Source organism: Streptomyces sparsogenes subsp. cuspidosporus, assembly GCF_039532705.1.
Taxonomy (GTDB): domain Bacteria; phylum Actinomycetota; class Actinomycetes; order Streptomycetales; family Streptomycetaceae; genus Streptomyces; species Streptomyces sparsogenes.
Genome location: NZ_BAAASD010000001.1, coordinates 620,759 through 637,419 on the forward strand (window position 1 = coordinate 620,759; position 16,661 = coordinate 637,419).

The 16,661-nt window shown below is 69.2% G+C and carries 14 protein-coding genes and 1 pseudogene; 3 read left to right on the forward strand and 12 right to left on the reverse strand.

Features of this window, described 5'->3' with window-relative positions:
* Window positions 1-201 precede the first annotated feature (201 nt).
* The 7 genes from ABFY07_RS02670 to ABFY07_RS02700 form a co-directional block, all read right to left on the reverse strand.
* On the reverse strand, window positions 202-1,575 hold the full coding sequence (locus ABFY07_RS02670; RefSeq protein ID WP_346172820.1) for an NAD(P)/FAD-dependent oxidoreductase: 1,374 nt from the start codon (window positions 1,573-1,575) through the stop codon (window positions 202-204).
* Complete coding sequence (locus ABFY07_RS02675) at window positions 1,572-3,107, reverse strand: amidohydrolase (RefSeq protein WP_346172821.1); 1,536 nt, start codon at window positions 3,105-3,107, stop codon at window positions 1,572-1,574. The genes ABFY07_RS02670 and ABFY07_RS02675 overlap by 4 nt, the downstream gene beginning before the upstream one ends.
* Window positions 3,104-4,180, reverse strand: coding sequence for an ABC transporter ATP-binding protein (locus ABFY07_RS02680; RefSeq protein WP_346172822.1), 1,077 nt, complete (start codon window positions 4,178-4,180; stop codon window positions 3,104-3,106). The genes ABFY07_RS02675 and ABFY07_RS02680 overlap by 4 nt, the downstream gene beginning before the upstream one ends.
* Window positions 4,177-4,983: an ABC transporter permease gene (locus tag ABFY07_RS02685; RefSeq protein ID WP_346172823.1), complete on the reverse strand. Its 807-nt coding sequence runs from the start codon at window positions 4,981-4,983 to the stop codon at window positions 4,177-4,179. Before ABFY07_RS02685 ends, ABFY07_RS02680 begins: the two co-directional genes overlap by 4 nt.
* A complete protein-coding gene (locus ABFY07_RS02690; RefSeq protein ID WP_346172824.1) occupies window positions 4,976-5,782 on the reverse strand; it encodes an ABC transporter permease in 807 nt (268 codons plus the stop codon). The genes ABFY07_RS02685 and ABFY07_RS02690 overlap by 8 nt, the downstream gene beginning before the upstream one ends.
* Window positions 5,783-5,828: 46 nt before the next feature.
* Window positions 5,829-7,370: an amidohydrolase gene (locus ABFY07_RS02695; RefSeq protein ID WP_346172825.1), complete on the reverse strand. Its 1,542-nt coding sequence runs from the start codon at window positions 7,368-7,370 to the stop codon at window positions 5,829-5,831.
* 97 nt (window positions 7,371-7,467) lie between these two features.
* On the reverse strand, window positions 7,468-8,520 hold the full coding sequence (locus ABFY07_RS02700) for an ABC transporter substrate-binding protein (protein WP_346172826.1): 1,053 nt from the start codon (window positions 8,518-8,520) through the stop codon (window positions 7,468-7,470).
* A 450-nt stretch (window positions 8,521-8,970) separates the two neighbouring features.
* Here ABFY07_RS02700 and ABFY07_RS02705 point away from each other — a divergent pair, with 450 nt between their 5' ends.
* Window positions 8,971-9,579: a TetR/AcrR family transcriptional regulator gene (locus ABFY07_RS02705; RefSeq protein ID WP_346172827.1), complete on the forward strand. Its 609-nt coding sequence runs from the start codon at window positions 8,971-8,973 to the stop codon at window positions 9,577-9,579.
* Window positions 9,580-9,948: 369 nt separating this feature from the next.
* Here the strand turns inward: ABFY07_RS02705 and ABFY07_RS02710 are convergent, their stop codons facing one another.
* Entirely contained in the window at window positions 9,949-10,449 is a 501-nt protein-coding gene (locus ABFY07_RS02710) for a GNAT family N-acetyltransferase (protein WP_346172828.1), read from the reverse strand.
* 223 nt (window positions 10,450-10,672) lie between these two features.
* On the opposite strand from ABFY07_RS02710, the gene ABFY07_RS02715 reads away from it, so the two are divergent.
* Window positions 10,673-10,861 (forward strand): hypothetical protein, encoded by a 189-nt coding sequence (locus tag ABFY07_RS02715; RefSeq protein WP_346172871.1) that lies wholly within the window; start codon window positions 10,673-10,675, stop codon window positions 10,859-10,861.
* 172 nt (window positions 10,862-11,033) lie between these two features.
* Here the strand turns inward: ABFY07_RS02715 and ABFY07_RS02720 are convergent, their stop codons facing one another.
* From ABFY07_RS02720 to ABFY07_RS02735, 4 genes and pseudogenes are all read right to left on the reverse strand, one after another.
* Window positions 11,034-12,035, reverse strand: a complete 1,002-nt coding sequence (locus tag ABFY07_RS02720) for an NAD(P)-dependent oxidoreductase (protein WP_346172829.1) — start codon at window positions 12,033-12,035, stop codon at window positions 11,034-11,036.
* Window positions 12,036-12,162: 127 nt separating this feature from the next.
* Window positions 12,163-12,523, reverse strand: a pseudogene (locus tag ABFY07_RS02725) (arginase family protein); the annotation flags it as partial.
* Between the two features lie 117 nt (window positions 12,524-12,640).
* Window positions 12,641-13,405, reverse strand: coding sequence for a class II aldolase/adducin family protein (locus ABFY07_RS02730; RefSeq protein ID WP_346172830.1), 765 nt, complete (start codon window positions 13,403-13,405; stop codon window positions 12,641-12,643).
* Between the two features lie 59 nt (window positions 13,406-13,464).
* The gene (locus ABFY07_RS02735) at window positions 13,465-14,925 is read right to left on the reverse strand and encodes a sodium:solute symporter family protein (protein WP_346172831.1); all 1,461 of its coding nucleotides are present in this window, start codon (window positions 14,923-14,925) and stop codon (window positions 13,465-13,467) included.
* Window positions 14,926-15,038: 113 nt separating this feature from the next.
* Between ABFY07_RS02735 and ABFY07_RS02740 the strand changes: the two genes are divergently transcribed.
* A complete protein-coding gene (locus tag ABFY07_RS02740) occupies window positions 15,039-16,634 on the forward strand; it encodes a PucR family transcriptional regulator ligand-binding domain-containing protein (protein WP_346172832.1) in 1,596 nt (531 codons plus the stop codon).
* Window positions 16,635-16,661: the final 27 nt, after the last annotated feature.

The window sequence follows — 16,661 nt, forward strand, 5'->3', positions numbered from 1 at the left end:
TGCGCGAATCCCGGTGCGCACGAGTCTCAGGGCGTCGGTACGCCACTGGCGAAGGGTCGGGCCGAACACGGCGGAAACGAGGAAGACTGGCGGATCGGCGCCTGACGACGTCGGCGGCCGTCTTGGCACTGACGGTGACGAACAGAGTCCCCACGAGCGAGGTCGAGCTGTTGCGGGCTCGTTGCGATCGCCTGCCGGCGCTCATCTCCCGGAGACGAGGTCGGCGATCCGCGCAAGCGGCGAGGTGGACGGTCGCCCGGACCGGGTTTCGGTGTTGTCGGCCGCCCGGTAGGCGCCGTAGATCCCCTGGACGGCAAGCCATCGCAGCGGCTCCGGCTCCCATCTGCGGGTGCGATGACTGGTCCACGGCAGCCGGGTCAGGTCCGAATCCCGGCCCAGGATCAGGTCAGTGAGGGTTCGTCCTGCCAGGTTCGTCGTGGTCACTCCGGTGCCGACGTAGCCGCCTGCCGATCCCAGGCCTGTCGTGCGGTCGTAGTGCACGCCCGCGGACCAGTCCCGGGGGACACCGAGGACGCCGGACCAGGCGTGGTCGATGTCGACGTCGCGCGCTGCCGGGAAGAAGCGCACCAGCAGGTCGCGGAGGCGCCGGATGGTCACATCCTGCGTCCGCCCGTCCATGTCCACGCGGGAGCCGTAGCGGTACGGTACTCCCCGGCCGCCGAACGCGATGCGGTCGTCCTCGGTGCGCTGCGCGTACATGTAGACGTGCGCGAAGTCGCCGAGGGTGTCGTACTCCGCCCAGCCGACTTCGTCCCAGAACGCCGCCGGGAGGGGCGCGGTGACGATCATGGAGGAATTCATCGGCAGCCAGGTTCGGTGCTCGCCCTTGAGGTTGGCGGTGAACCCCTCCGTGGCCCGGACGATGTGATCGGCGCGGACGGTTCCCCGCGTGGTCTCCGCCCGGCCCGGCTGGATGCGCTCCACATGCGTGTCCTCGTAGATGGCCACGCCCGAGGCCTCGACGGCCTGCGCCAGCCCTGCGACGAGCTTCGCCGGATGGATGCGGGCGCAGTGCGGGTGCCAGAGGCCGGAAAGGGTCCCGGCGACGCCCACTCGAGCGGAGGACTCCGACGCCGAGAGCAGCTTCACATCCGTCCCCGGCCACTCGCGTTGGGCCGCGAAGTTCGCTTCCAGCCGCTTCGCCTGGGCAGGCGTGTAGGCGACGGTGAGTTCGCCGCCCTTGCGGATGTCGGCGTCGATCCTCTCTTCGCCGGCGACGCGGATCACCTCGTCGACTGAACGGTTCATGGCCTCCTGCTGTGCGATGGCGGCCTGCTTCCCGTGCTTGGGCACGTACTGCGCGAGTCCGCCGGTCACGGAGTTGGTGAGCCATCCTCCATTGCGCCCGGACGCGCCGAATCCGGCGAAGCGGGACTCGAGCACGGCGATGCGCATGTCCGGGGCGGCCTTCTTCAAGTAGTACGCGGTCCACAGTCCCGTGTAGCCCGCGCCGACGATCGCCACATCGGTCTGGAGGTCACCGGACAGGGGGCCCCGCGGGGCCGGACGGCCGATCTGCCGCCACCAGAACGAGACGTCACCGTTGCGCGTCACCGGGCCGCCCCTGTCATCCGCTCGCCGGCGACGAACGTCGACAGCACGGCTATTTCCGCGAGCTCCTCCGGGTCCGCGGTCAGCGGATCCCGGCCCGCGATGATGAAGTCCGCCAGCTTTCCCACTTCGATCGATCCTTTCTCATGGTCCTCGTTCACGCCTTGCGCCGCCCACTCCCCGAACATGCTCAGGCCCTCCCGAACGGAGATGCGGTGCGGCGATGGCGCCCCCGCGGCCGTTCGGCGTCCCGCGGCCAGCCCGATGGCCCGCATCGGGCTGACTCCGTCCGGCACGGTCCCGGTCGCGTCGCTCGCTCCGACAACGTCGACGCCTGCATCGATGAGGGCCCGGAGCGGCTGGAAGTCGTACGCGTCGCTCCCGGCCGACTCGACGAAGTGCGGTGTGGCGACCAGTCCCACAGGAGTTCCCGCGACGAACGGGATGGCCTCGGCATCGACGTAGTCCGCGCCATGTTCGATGCGATGCCGCACGGCGAGTGTCCGCCGCGACGCGATGGACCGCACGACCTCGCATGCCAGCCGGATGGCTCGCGGCGTCACGGCGTGCATCAGCACTTGGATGCCCGCTTCGTCCGCCGCTTCGACGAACCTCTCCAGCTCGGCCGGACTCCACTTCGTGTCGTCCTTCGGCTCGCCGTAGGCGGTCGCACCCTCCCCATCTACGAAGATCTTCACGCCGCCGAATCGGAGCATGTCGTCGCCGAATCCGGACTCCGGTCCCCACGACAGAACCTCGGACAGGCTCGCCGTCCGCGGAACGTGGACGAAGAAGCGCACCCGGAAGGGCAACTCGCCGAGCTTGGCCAACCGGTGGAGGGCACGGACGTCCTCGGCGGAGGTCGATATCGTGCTGAGGCTCGTCGTTCCGAGGGAGGAGAACAGGGAACGCGAGTGTCGGCGCAGGGACTGCACCACCTCGGACGCGGAGTGTGTCGGCAGCCGGTCCCAGACCTCGGTGAACGCGCCCGTTGGCCCGGCCGCGTCGAGGTCAATGTCGATCCAGGACGGCAGGGCGGTCGGATCGCTCAGTCCCAGGACGCTCATGGCTCGGGTGTTCAGGCACGCCACGTGCAGGCCTGCGAGCACCGCCAGGGGCTCGTCGGGGCTGATCAGGTCGAGCTCGTCCCGGTGCGGCAGCCGCGCTTCGTGTACTTTGTGCTGCAGCCCGAACGAGCTTCGGGCGATGAGCCAGCCCTTCGGCCGGTCCCTGCGGGCGCGGGACAGCTGTTCAAGGATCTGGGTGAGGCTTGTGTACGGCGGGGTGTGCACGGCGACGTGGTGGTCCCGGCCGGTCACTGTCAGCTCGAGGTGGCAGTGACCGTCGACGAAGCCGGGGAGGAGCACGGCCCCGTCCAGGTCGATTGTCTCGTCCGCTTCGGCCGACGGGATGGTGCGGGCGGGCGCTATCCGCTCGATGCGGGATCCCGACACCAGCACGTCTGCCCCGGCCAGGCTCTGCCTTCCCGGCAGCAGGGCGTTCGTGCGCGCGAACAGCCGGCGGCGGAGGGTCATGGGGCCGCCTTGTCGAGGGGCACGACGACGCCGTTCGCGGGGTGCCAGCCGACCGTCACGCTTCCGCCGACGGAGAGAGCCGGCTCGCCGACGGGCTCGTGAAGTCGGCCGGAGGTGCCGTCGGGGAACTGGATGAGGATCCGCCGGAAGCTGCCGTTGTACGACACCTCTGTCACGACTGCCGGAAGCGTGTTGAACTCCGACGGTCTGTGGTGGTCGGTGACAACCACCATGTGCTCGGGGCGGACGATCAGCGCGACGTCGCCGGACGCCTCGGAGTGGAGGACGCTCAACGAGCGCCCTTCGTAGGCCATTTCGCCGCCGCGGCTGTGGCCGGTGAAGACGTTCGACTCGCCGAGGAAGCGCGCGGCGAACAGCGTCCGCGGGCGCTCGTAGAGGTCGGAGGGGCTGCCGACCTGCTCGATACGGCCGTTGTTGAAGAGCACGATCCTGTCGCTGAGCCCCATCGCCTCGCCCTGATCGTGGGTGACGAAGAGGAAAGTGGTGCCGATCTCGCGGTGGATCCGCCCGATCTCGACCTGCATCTGATCACGGAGTGCCTTGTCCAGGGCGCTGAGGGGTTCGTCCATCAGAAGGACGGGCGGGCGGTAGACGAGGGCGCGCGCGAGTGCGACGCGCTGCTGCTGGCCGCCCGAGAGCTGCTTCGGAGCGCGGTCGTCGCAGCCGGTGAGGTGCACCAGGCGCAGTGCCTCGTCGATGCGGTCGCTCGCCTCGCTCTTGGAGAGGCCGCGGCCGTGCAGCCCGAAGGCGACATTGTCACGAACGCTCATGTGCGGAAAGAGCGCGTAGTTCTGGAAGACGACGCCGAGGTTCCGGCGGCTGGCCGGGAGATCCGTCACGTCGCGCCCGCCGATCTCGACCCGCCCGGAGGTCGGCTTGGCGAATCCCGCGATGAGGCTGAGGGTGGTCGTCTTGCCGCTTCCCGAGGGACCCAGGAAGGTCACGAATTCGCCGGGGGCGATGTCGATCGAGGCGTCCTCGATTCCGATGGCACCTGTGCTGAAACGCTTGGAGAGGGCTTCCAGCCGCACACCGGAGGTGTTTGTGGTCATCGCTTCGCCTGCTTCTGTCGCTGTTCGCCGGACCTCGCGAGCATGGGGACCAGGACGACCACGGTCGTCATGGCGAGGATGATCGTCGAGACCGACGCGATGGTCGGGTTCACCTCGTTCGTGACGCTCACGAACATCTCGATTGGCAGTGTCCGGATCTGAGGGGATTGCAGAAAGCTGGCCGCCACGACCTCGTCGAAGGAGGTGACGAACGCGAACACGGCGCCGGCACCGATGCCACGGGCGATGCCGGGCAGGGTCACTCGCAGGAACGTCCGCAGCGGTCCCGCACCGAGGCTGGCCGCCGCGCGCTCCAGCGTCGGATCGACCCCGGTCAGGCTCGAGAGGACGGTGATCACCACGAACGGCATCGAGAGGACCGTGTGGGCGAGCAGGAAGCCCTGCAGATTTCCGGTCAGATGCCAGCGCAGATAGGCTGCGTAGATCGCTACGGCGCTCACGATCCCCGGGACGATCATCGGTGCCATGAGGGCCCCGGTGACGGCGGCGGCCGCCTTGCCGCCGACGCGGTGGATTCCGAGGGCCGCTGCTGTGCCGATCACGGTCGAGAGGGCCGTCACGAGGACGGCGACAAGCAGGGAGCTGCCGATGGCGGTGATCCATCGGGGATCCTCGAAGATGCTCGCGTACCACTTCAAGCTCCACCCGTGCGGCGGAAAGGCGAAGCTCGCCCGCTTCGAGAAGGACACCGGGATGACGACGAGCAGTGGCGCGACGAGGATCACTGCCACGAAAACGGCCCAGAGCCGCAGGCCCCAGCCTGCTCGGGTCTTCTCATTCATTTCGGCTGCCTCCTCCTGTCGAGAGCATTCCTCTCGCCGCACCGCCGGCGACGGCGAGGAGTATGCAGGTGGTGACCAGGAGCACCACGGACAGGGCTCCGGCTCCGGCGAAGTCGAGCAATGTGGCGACCTTCGTCTGGATGAACTGGCCGACGAGCGATTGCTGCGGAGAGCCGATCAAGCGGGGCGTTACCCAGAAGCCGAGGCTGAGGATGAACACGAGGACCGACCCAGCCGTGACTCCGGGCAGTGAGAGCGGGAGGTAGACCTTTACGAAGGCTCTGATCCGCGATGCCCCCATCGAATAGGCGGCACTGAGGAGGTTCCTGTCGATCTGCGCCATCGAGTTGGACAGAGGGAGCACCATGAAGGGCAGCAGCACTTGGGCCATCGCGATGGTGACGCCGACCTGGGAGCCGAGCAGCGGGATCCCCTCAAGACCGATCGCCCGGAGGGCGACAGCGACCGGACCTTGCGGCTGAAGCAGCACGATCCAGGCGAAGCTCCGCGCCATGAGGCTCGACCAGAAGGGCAGCAGCACGAGGAACAGCAGGAGCGCCCTGACCCGCGGAGAGGTGATGCTCATGAGATAGGCGTACGGGTAGGACAGCAGCAGGGTGACAACGGTCACCAGCAGCGCGACCACGATCGTCCGGGTGAGGATGGTGATCGAGGTCTTGTCGCTGAAGAGCTGCACGTACTGGCCGAAGCCCGGTTCCGGTTCCAGGAAGCTGCGCGCCGAGAGCAGTACGACTGGCACCGCGAAGAAAATGACCACGACCGCGACGGCGGGGAGCATGAGGGCCCAGCCGGCGAATCCGCCCCACCGAGTGAGCGGCCTGCGCCTAGTCATCCCGAGCTCCGCGACGCCACACGATCCGCCCGTCGACAATCGTGAGATCGGCCTCGAGGTCGCGCAATTCATCGGGCGAAGCGCCGCGGGGGTCGTCGCGGTACACGGCGCAGTCGCCGCGGGAACCGATGCGGAGCACCCCGATCCGGCCTTCCAGACCGCCCGCGTAGGCGGCGAACTCCGAGTACGTGCGGACGGCCGTGTGCACGTCCACCGCCTCACTCGCGTTGACGACGATCCCCTGCTGGTTCTTCCTGTCCAGCATCGCGGCGACACCGAACCACGGGTTGGTCGCGAACGGCTGGGTTCCGCCGGTGTCGGAGTTCCCCGGGGGCGTCAGCCCTGCCTCGATGAGGGAGCGGAAGGCATAGACCCCCTTCTCGTCGGAGGCGTGGATGAACCCCGCCGTGGGAACCGGAATGACCTCGAGGTCCCTCAGCCGCTCGATCAGGGCCTCGTCGACCCAGAGGTTGCCGACGTGCTCCAACCGGGTCCGACGGTCTCGCCGGCCGGTGGCCCTGCGCGCCTCCTCGATCGCATCCAGGGCGACCGACTGCGCCAGGTCGCCGATCGCGTGGATCCAGACCTGCAGCCGCGCCCCGTCGGCGACGACCAGCTCCCGGACCAGATCGGCATAGTGCCGGGTGACGGTGCCCCAACGGCTCGGGCTCAAGGACAGGTGCTCCGAGTCGTAGGAGGAGGAGTGGTCACCGTCGAGGAACAGCTTCACGCCGTTGAGCCAGAGGCGGTCGTCGCCGAACCCGGATCCGAGCCCGATGCCGGCGAGCTGATCGACGGACGCCAGGATCGCGTTCAGACCGGGTGCTACCGTGAGCGTCAGCCCCAGGCGGGTCGGAAGCCGCCCGGAAGCGTTGAGGCGCTGGTAGGCGCGGACGCCGGCGGCGGTCGCCGGGAGTTCGAAGATCGTCGTCACGCCGTGCCGCGCGAACGACTCCCGCAGCTCGTGCTCGAGCATGGCCTCCAGCCGCTCGGGTCCGGGAGACGGCACGGGAAACAGGTGGTAGCCCTCGTCGACCCGGCCCGTGGGCTCGCCGTCGTCATCGAGCTCCACAAGCGTGCCTCGCGGTGAGGTGTACCCCCGGACGATGCCGGCCCGCATCAGGGCGGCCGAGTTCGCGCTGAGCCGGTGCATGCTCTCCCGCACGAGGATGGGCGTGGTAGTCGAGACAGAATCGAGCTCGGCTCGGCCCGGGAGGTCCTGCCCGAAGGTGCCCTGGGCGACGAGCCAGTCGTGCTCGGTCCCCTCGATGCTCTCGCGCAGACGATGCAGGGTCTGCTCGGGGGGAAGGCCGCGCACGTCGAGCCAGTCACGGCTCAGCGCGCAGAACTCCACATGGGTGTGGGAGTCGATGAGCCCGGGAAGGACGGTCGCTCCGAGGAGGTCGACCACGGGGATGTCCGCCGACGCTTCGACGCGGGCGAGCACCTCGGCCGTCGTTCCGAGAGCGGTCACGATCCCCTTCTCAATGAGGATCGCGTCGGCCCGCGAGTCGTCCGTGTCAAGCGTGCTCACTGATCCATGGATGAGTGCTATGGAGTGCACAGCTGCCTTTCGAAGATCGATGGTCCGCCGATGGGGGATGCACTCGTCGGCGGACGGTGGTGTCGGATCAGCCGGCCGTCCACGTCGTCCAGCGGGAGACGACCTCGTCCTGGTTCTTGGCCCACCAGCTGTTGTCGATCTGGTGGGAGACGGCACGGTGGTCCTTGGCCGAGGAGTCCCAGGTCGCCTTCGACGGGTCGAGCGTAGGAGTCGCTTTCAGGTTCGCCGCGCCGTAGGCGATGCTCTCCGCCCACTGGGTCTGCGGCTGCTTGGAGACGGCGTAGTCGATGAACTTCTGAGCCGCCACCTTGTTGGGCGATCCCTTGACGATTGCGAGTGAAGCCCAGTGGTAGATGTTGTCCTGCCACACGGGGGCGTAGGGCGCCCCGTTCTGCGTGGCCTCGTATCCGCGACCGGACCAGACCAGCATCATGTCGGCGCGCTGCTGCTCCATCATCTGCACCTGCTCGGCACCGGACGACCAGAAGACGGTCTTCGCCTTGACGCGGTCCAGCACTTTGAAGGCCCGATCGTAGTCGAGCGGGTACAGCTTGTCGGGCGAGACGCCGTCTGCGATCAGCGCGAGCTCGAGGTTGCCCTCGGCCGGATCGTTGGACATCGCGCGGCTGCCCGGGAACTTCTCTGTGTTGAAGAAGTCGGCTATGGAAGTCGGCGGGTTGGCTCCGTACTTCTTCTTGTTGTACACGATCGTGTAAGAGTAGGTATCCAGCGGTACACCGCAGTTTTCGACGGTGCCCTTGGCGAAGTCATCCTTGTTGATTTTGCCCAGGTCGAGCTTCTCGAAGTACTTCCCGCAATAGGCGGGGACATCCTGCTGGCCGGCGACGTAGACGTCCCAAGTGGGGTTGCCGGTCTCCACCATGACTTTCAGCCTCGCCGGATCGACCGGACTCTCCACCGTGACGGAGATGCCGGTCTTCTTCCGGAACGGGCCGATAATTGACTTCTCTTGCGCGTCCTGGAAGGCGCTGCCGTACGTGACGAGGGTCAGCTTCTTGGCGTTGGACCCCGTGCCCGTCTGTGTCGGGGCACTACAGCCGACGAGGACGAGGGCGGCCAATGCGGCGACGGCCGAGAGTGCTCGTTTGCGGTGTGACATCTCTGCTCCACAGAAGAGTGGGAATGCCTGTTTGCTCTATAGAAGAGTGGAATTGCCTGTTTCGGCGCTCGTGTCGTAGGGCCTTGGCGAGGGATGGCGGTGATTGCCGAGTCGACCGCGGCGTGATGGGGCGCCACCGATGGTGGCGACGAGTGGGTACGGGACGCCGCGCTGTTGGCGCGGGCGGTCCGCTCCGGTACGGATCGCCTCGCCGGTGTGAGAGCGGCCCGTGTGGGACCCCGCGCCGGTCGGTGAGGTGACCAGTCCCGACCGGGGCCGGAGAGCCTCCGGAGCGGGCGTCCCGGACGCGTGGAGGGCGCTGGTGCGGGGAGATACTTGCTTGTTGTAAAACCTTGTTTTATGAAACTATCCTGCAGGAGGGGTCCACGTCAACAGGGAAATCGGACTGGGGTGAACTCCTCGTGTCAGGTCGAGGAAGAAGGAGGCGCCGTGCCCATCGATGTGGATGAAGCGGCCCGAGTGTCAGAGATCGCGCGGGCTACCATCAGGGTCGCGGGTCAACGCGGGAGCCGCGGGGTTACGCTGAGATCGGTCGCCGACCAGCTCGGCCGATCCACGGCGTTCATCACCAACTTCGTCCCGTCGCGCGCCCAACTGATCGTGAACGCCCTGGAGTACGCCCAGGAGGAGTGGAAAGCCGACCGGCAAGGGCGGCTCTCGGGAGCCATAGGAGCCGAGCGGCTCGCGGGCCTGGCCCGATGGATGTGCTCGACCTCGGAGGACGATGGCATCTTGCGGTCTCTCTGGGTCGAGGCCATCGCCGACATCCGCGCTTCCACCATGGCCTACGACGTCATACGATCCGTCACCGACGACACCTACGTCGAGTTCCTGCGGGCGTCGAGAGAATCCGGCCTCGCCGAGGCCGAGCAGATCGCCGACACCCTGTATCTGTTCTGCCGAGGCTTCCACATCAAGTCTGTCGAGGACCCGGAGGGCTGGACCGATGCGCGGGCGAACTCCGCTCTGGAGCACCTCTTGAAAGTGCTGGTCTTCCAAGGCGCCACCCGCGCCGAGCAGCCTCCCGCGCACGAGTAGTACTTCGTCAGGTGGCGCTGACCTGCGGCGACTTCGATTGTGGAAACTCGGGGTGGCTGTGAGCGTTGAGCCTGGCGAGGAGTTGTCGCGGGCCGAGGAGCGGCTGTCGCGGTGACGGATCACGCGGGACACGGTGGAGGAGGTGCTGGCCGCGCCCTCTTCGAGGGGCCGGGCGCGGACGGCGGGGGCGGGGATGCCGGCTGGGAAAGTCGCCGCGACGTTGGTGAAGGCCGAGGCTGAGCTGGATGTGACGGTGATGCCGCCGGATCACCGGGCGATCATCGGGTTGTTCGCGACCTCGGGGACGGCGATGCGCTGCGAGGAACCCCGGACCGCCGCCCGCCGACGCCACGCTGCCCGAGTGGCCGGCTAACCGCGGCCTACCAGGGTTGTCACGTACGGTACGAGTCCTTGCCTGGCGTAGAACCGGATCGCGCCCTCGTTGCTCGCGATCACGGCCAGCTCCAACTGTGCCGCGTCCCGCTTCGCAAACTCGGCCCGGACCGCTTCGAACAGCCGCGTCCCGATCCCGCCGCCCCGCTGGTCGGCCCGCACGGAAAGGGTCTCCAAGACGCCCGTCTTCGCTCCCCGCTCCCACGAGCCCGGAGCCTCGTCCTTCACACGGGCCATGGCGTAGCCGACTGGTTCGCCGTCTACCTCGGCGATCAGAGCGAAGGCGTCCGGCGAGGCGAGCCACGCCACGTACTTCGCCTTGCGATTCCTCCACGACACTTCGGGGGACAGCGGCGCTCCGATCGGTTCCAGATGGCCGGCCACGCCCACGTGATGGCGATGCAAAGCCTTCCAGAGAGGTGCGAGCGTGTCGAGCTGATCGGCGGTGATCCGCTTGATCTGGAGGTCCTCGTTCATCCAGCCATCGTACAAAGTGGCAGGTACGCGTCCCCTCGGGATGTCCGGGCCACGGAGCGCCCGCTCGGGCGGCCGGGCAGCATGCGGCAACGTGCCGGGCGACCGCCTCGACCCCGGGCGTGCGCACCAGGAGGCCAACCGGAACGCGTCGGAAGCGTGCCGTAGAACCGTGACGGCCAGCCGGCCTTCACTTCTTCCCAGCCGCTGTGGCGACCCGGTCGGCATGCGCGCGGTACGCCTTGCGCCCGGCTGGGGTCGCACCTTCGTCAGCGAGGGCGGCGCCCTGCTTCAGCGTGGCGTGGTGGAGAGCGAGCGGGTCGGTGGTGCGCTGCCCACGCCGAGTGGCGTTCCCGGGATCCGGATCGACGGCTGCTTCCCCCACACATCGACCAGCAACACCAACCACGGCTGAGACCAGGACGCGCGATTCGTCATCCGGCTGCCCGGCCACTGGTCCGGTGGTCCGGTGGCATAAGGAGCCGCGCGGCCGGATCCGACCCGAAGCCTTCCCGGGGTGGCCGCGTCCCTCACGCTCGCGGAATATCCCGCATGGTCCAGCAGAGCCCCGATGATCTGAACGTTCACTAAATACGCGGCATTGACCCACGGCCGTCGACGATGACGAGGCCGTCCGGCCGGCGACCGGAGAGCACCGCCCCGACCGCGGCCCCGGCCCAGGCGTGTGCCCTGACGCGAGCTTCTGGGGAGTACCAGGCGGCATGCGGGTTGAGCACCGTGGACTTCAGGGACAGTGCGGGGTCGTCGGCCCGGGGCGGCTCGGTCGGCAGTGTGTCCAGCGCGGCACCCTTCAGCCGCCCCGACTCCAGTGCTGCGGCCAGTGCGTCGTGGTCGACGATCTCGCCGCGCGAGACATTGACCAGGAAGGCCTCCCGGGGCATCGCAGCGAGTTCGGCCGCCCCCATGAGGTTCGCGGTCTCGGCGGTCAGTGGGACGTGCAGGCTCACCAGGTCGGTTTTGGTCAGCAGGTCGATGAGGTTCTCGACCCGGCGCACTCCGGCCTTCTCGAAATGCTCCGGTGCGACCTTCGGGTCCCACGCGGAGACCGGCATCGACAGTGCTGCCGCGCGCTCGGCCACGGCTCTCGCGATCCGGCCGAAGCCGACCAGACCCCAGCGGGTGCCGGCAATCCGTCGGGGTCGCACCTGCTCGACGTCCCAGATCCCGTGGCGGACATCGCGGTCCATGTCCACGGTTCCACGCAGCAGGCCGACACCGAGTGCCAGGGTGTGGTCGGCGACCTCCTCGGTGCAGTAGCCGGCGCTGCTGGTCACCCAGATTCCGGCCGCGCGGGCGGCCTCGACCGGTATGTGGTCGGAGCCGGCGGAGGTCACCGCGATCACCCGAAGATCCGGCAGCAGTGCCAGGTCCTCGGCGGTCATCGGCACCTCGGGACCGACCAGGAGTGCGACGATGCCTGGTCCGTGCGGGATGGCGGCGACCTGTTCCAGCCGGATCTCCGCTCCTGGCAGGGCGTCGCCGAGTGCGGTGCGGACCACCTCCGGATCGGCGAAGGGATCCGCGAGTCCGATGCGGGCCAGGTCGCCACCGTCATGCTGCTTGCTCACGTGTCCTCCTGGCGGGTAGCGGCGATCTGATGCGACATCATGGTGGTGAGTTCGTAGGCGGTGTGGGGGCTGACGTCGGCCTAGGTGACGATGCCGAAGCCCAGGTTCTCGTCGTCGGTCCTGCTTGGGCATCGAAGTGGAGCAGTGCGATGGGGCCGTGCTTCTTGGCGACGGCGCGCAGCAGCGGCAGTGCGACGGTGTGGTCGTCGCCGAGGAGCATCAGGCGGGCCCCGGTGGCCAGCGGGCCTGGCGGCGGACTGGATCGTTTCGACGGCCCCGCCGATGTCGGAGGGGTTGGCCGCGATGTCACCTGCGTCCGCGACCTGGGCCAGCGCGAAGGGGGACGCGCTCTGGGCCGGGTTGTACGCGCGCAGCAACCGGGACACCTCGCGGATGGCGTTGCCGCCGAAGCGGGCACAGGCTGCGGCACCGCAGTACCGGGGTGTGCGCGAGGAGTCGACGGGGCCGCGCGGGTGGGTGGTGCTCATGGTGGAACAGGCTTCTTTCCGTGCGCATCGGGGCGGCCGGGGCCAGCGGCCGGGGCGGTGCCGGGCCGCCTCAGGGGGGGCGCGGCCCCCACGGCAGGTGAGGGCGCGGCCGGGACATCAGTCTGCGTAGTCGGGGGCGATGCGCTCGACGAGCCGGAGCAGGGCTGACCAGGCGAGGTCGTACGCCTTGTCGTCCTGGAGGTCGGAGCTGTCGTCCTCGCCGGCCAACTGGCGTGCGGTGAGCTCGCAGGTCTCGGGGGCGGGCAGGACGATTTTGGTGCCGCCGGCCGTGGCCGCGGTCTGGATCTCGCAGGCCTTGTCCAGGTAGTACATGCGCAGGAACGCCTGGGCGGGGGTCTCGCCGACGGTCAGCAGGCCGTGGTTGCGCAGGATCATCGCCGGGTGGCCGCCGAGGTCGGCGACGAGCCGGCGCTGTTCGGCGAGGTTGAGGGCGACGCCCTCGTAGGCGTGGTAGCCGAGCCTGCCGTAGAACTCCATGGAGATCTGGTTGAGCGGAAGCAGGCCCTCCTCCTGCGCGGCGACCGCGCACCCGGCCTTGGTGTGGGTGTGCAGCACGCACTGGGCGTCGGGGCGGGCGGCGTGGATGGCGCTGTGGATGACGAAGCCGGCGGGGTTGACGGGGTGAGGGGTCTGTTCGACCGGGTTGCTGCTGAGGTCGATCTTGACCAGGTTCGAGGCGCTGATCTCCTCGAAGAGCAGGCCGTAGGGGTTGATCAGGAAGTGGTGTTCTGGTCCGGGGAGCCGAACCGAGATGTGCGTGAAGATCAGGTCGGTCATCCGGAAGTGCGCCACGAGGCGGTAGACGGCGGCGAGTTCGCGGCGCAGTCGGAGTTCTTCCGGGGAGATGGCGGGGGCGGGCATCGCGGTCCTTTCAGCGAGGTCCAGGCACGTGCGGGTGCGGGTGGGCGCTTGTGCGCGGGTCAGGCCGCGCTGAGCTCGGGAGCCGCGGCAGCGGGTTCCTGTTCGCCCGCCAGGCGGCGGCGCCATGCCTGCAGGACCGCTGCCTCGGTCGGCCGGGTCAGGAGGCTGGCCACCACGTACGCGACGAGGCTCGCGAGCAGGCCGTAGTAAATCGGCTCGTTGGCGAGCAGGCCGTCGGTCACCATCAGGACGATCACGGTCGTACCGCCCGCGATCATGGCGGTCAGCGCGCCCTGCAGGTTTCCGCGCCGCCAGAGCAGGCCGCCGAGGATCGGGACCAGCAGGCCACCGACGAGCAGGTTGTAGGCCACGGTGAGTGCCTCGATGACGTCCCCGAGGGCGCAGGCGATCACCATGGCGACGATGCCGAGGACGGCGATGGCGAGCCGGTTGGAGCGGACTTCGTCGTGCTCCTGGGCCCGGACGGGAACGCGGCGGCGCAGCCGGGCCCAGATGTCGTTGTTCGCCACGGTCGCGGAGGCGATCAGAGCGCCGCTTGCGGTGGACATCATCGCGGACAGGGCGGCGGCGAGGACCAGGCCGCGGGCACCGGTCGGCAGGGCGTGCTTGACGATGGTGGCGAACGCCTGGTCGGCGGCGGCAAGGTTCGGGTAGAGCGTCTTGGTGGCCATGCCGATCATGGCTCCGGCCAGGGCGTAGACGAGACAGTAGATCCCGGCGACGGTGCCGCCCCAGGCGGCGACCTTGGCGCTGCGGGCGGTGAAGACCCGCTGCCAGATGTCCTGCCCGATGAGCATCCCGAAGGTGTAGATCAGTACGAAGGTGACGATGGTCTGCCCGCCGATGGAGGTGGGGGAGAGGTAGCCGTGCGGAAGCCGGTCGGCCATCGCGCCGAACCCGCCCGCCTTGACCACCGCGATCGGCAGCAGCAGGAGCAGCACGCCCAGGCTCTTGACCACGAACTGCACCATGTCGGTGAGCGTGATGGACCACATGCCGCCGAGCGCCGAGTAGCCGACGACGATCGTGCCGCCGACGACCACGGCGACCCAGCGGGGCACGTCGAACAGCACGTCGAAGACGCTGGCGTACGCGATCGTCGAGGTCACCGCCAGCATGAGGGTGTAGATCCACATGACGACGCCGGAGATCACGCTCGCCGCGTCGCCGTAGCGCAGCGACAGCATCTCGGCGACCGTGTAGACGCGCAGCCGGGCGATCCTGGCGGAGAAGAAGACGCTCAGCGCCAGCAGCCCGAGGCCGATGGCGAAGACCATGGCGGCGCCCGAGATGCCGTAGGTGTAGCCGAGACGTACGCCGCCGATGGTGGAGGCGCCGCCGAGGACGACGGCGGCCATGGTGCCGGTGTACAGGAACGGGCCGAGGCGGCGGCCGGCGACCAGGAAGTCGCTCTTGGAGGCGGCACGCCGTTTGCCCCACCAGCCGACACCGATGATGCCCAACAGGTATGCGGCTATGACGAGGTAGTCGACGGTCATGGGATCCTCCGGGGAAGGGAGAGGGGAGAGAGCGGGGGAGGGGGGTGACATGACCGTAGCCACCGGGTGTACTGGGGTTGAAGTGCCGTTTCTGTCCAATGTGGAGATGTTCGTTGGATAAATCCGCCAACGCCGAGCAGCCGTCCGTGCGCCTCGGCGTTCTGCTCGCCGACCCAGGGCTGGGCCTCACCCAGGTCGCAGGTCCGGCGGCCGGGGACCGCCCGGTCAGCACGGTCGGCACTACGGAGGTCGAGGACCCCACGCCATACCTCGTGGGCGGCGAACTCCTCCTCACCGCGGGGGTCCGGCTCCCCGACGACGCGGACGGCGTCGACACGTACGTACGACGGGTCGTCGTAGCCGGTGTCGCCGCGCTCGGTTTCGGCGTCGCCCCCGTGCACCCGGAGGTGCCGTCCGAACTCGTCCGGGCCTGCGATCGGCACGGGCTGCCGCTGCTGCGTCTGCCGCCGGCCACCCCCTTCGTCGCCGTCGGGCAGGCCGCCTACGCGGCGATCGCCGAGGCTCGCAACCGAGAGCTGCGTGAGATCTCCCGGGCGCAGTCGGCGCTGGCCTCGGCCGCCGCCCGCCAGGACGCTCTTCATGCCGTCCTCGGCCAGCTCGCCACTCACACCGGGGCCTGGTCGGTCCTCTACGACGCCCAGGGCACGGAACTCTTCTCGGCGGGCCACCGCCCCGCACCCCCCGACGCGCCACAGCTCCTCCGCGACCTCGTCGTCCGCACCCTGCGGCGGGACGGCGGCCCCACGGCGGCAGCGGCCCACGAACCCGACCAGGGGATCCACCTGGTCGTCCACACGCTGCCCGGCGCGGACCGCCCCACCGCGACGCTGGCCCTCGGCCAGGCCGCCACCACGCCTCCGACCGTCGTGCACCGCCGGGTGACGAGCACGGCGACGGTCCTGCTGGCTCTGCTCACCAGCCCGCGGCACGCCCTGAGCACCGACACCCACAGCGTCGGCGCGCTGGTACGGCTCATGCTCGGGGCCAAGCCCGCCGAGGTGGCGCCCGCCCTCGTGTCCGCCGGCGGGGAGCGAGGCGGCCACTGGACGGTGGTGCATGGGCGGCATCTGCCCACACGGTCCGCCTCAGTGCCGCCGACCGACGGTGACCCGGCCCAACTCGCCGCCTTGGGCGCCCTGTTGGGCACCCCCTACGTCCATATGGACGGCCCCTGCCTGAAGGCGCTGATCCCCAGTGTCCCCGACGCCCGGCCGAGCGTCCCCGCCCAGGCCGCCGACCTCGGGTGGGTCCTCGGTTACAGCGCGCCCGCGTCCGTGCAGGACCTGCCACGCGCCGACACCCAAGCGGAGCACGCCCTGCAGCGCGCGATCGCCGCCCAGACCCCCGCCGTCGTCCACACCGCCGACGCTCTCACCCTCCACGCGCTCGTCTCCCCCGCCGACGCCCGGGAACTCGCCCGCACCCGCTTCGCCCCCCTGGACCGGGCGGGGGCGCCAGGGGCCGCGGTCCTCCTCGACACCCTGCGCACCTGGCTGACCGTTCACGGCAGCTGGGACCGCACCGCGGCGGCTCTGCGTGTCCATCGCAACACCGTACGCCACCGCCTGGCCCGGGTCGCCGACCTCCTTGACGTAGACCTCCAGGACCCCGGCGTCCGCATGGAACTCTGGTTCGCCCTGCAGTGGCTCCCCGACGAGCCAGCCGGCGCCCGGCACACGCGTTCCTGAACCCGTGGCGCAACGGTTCGTTGCCCG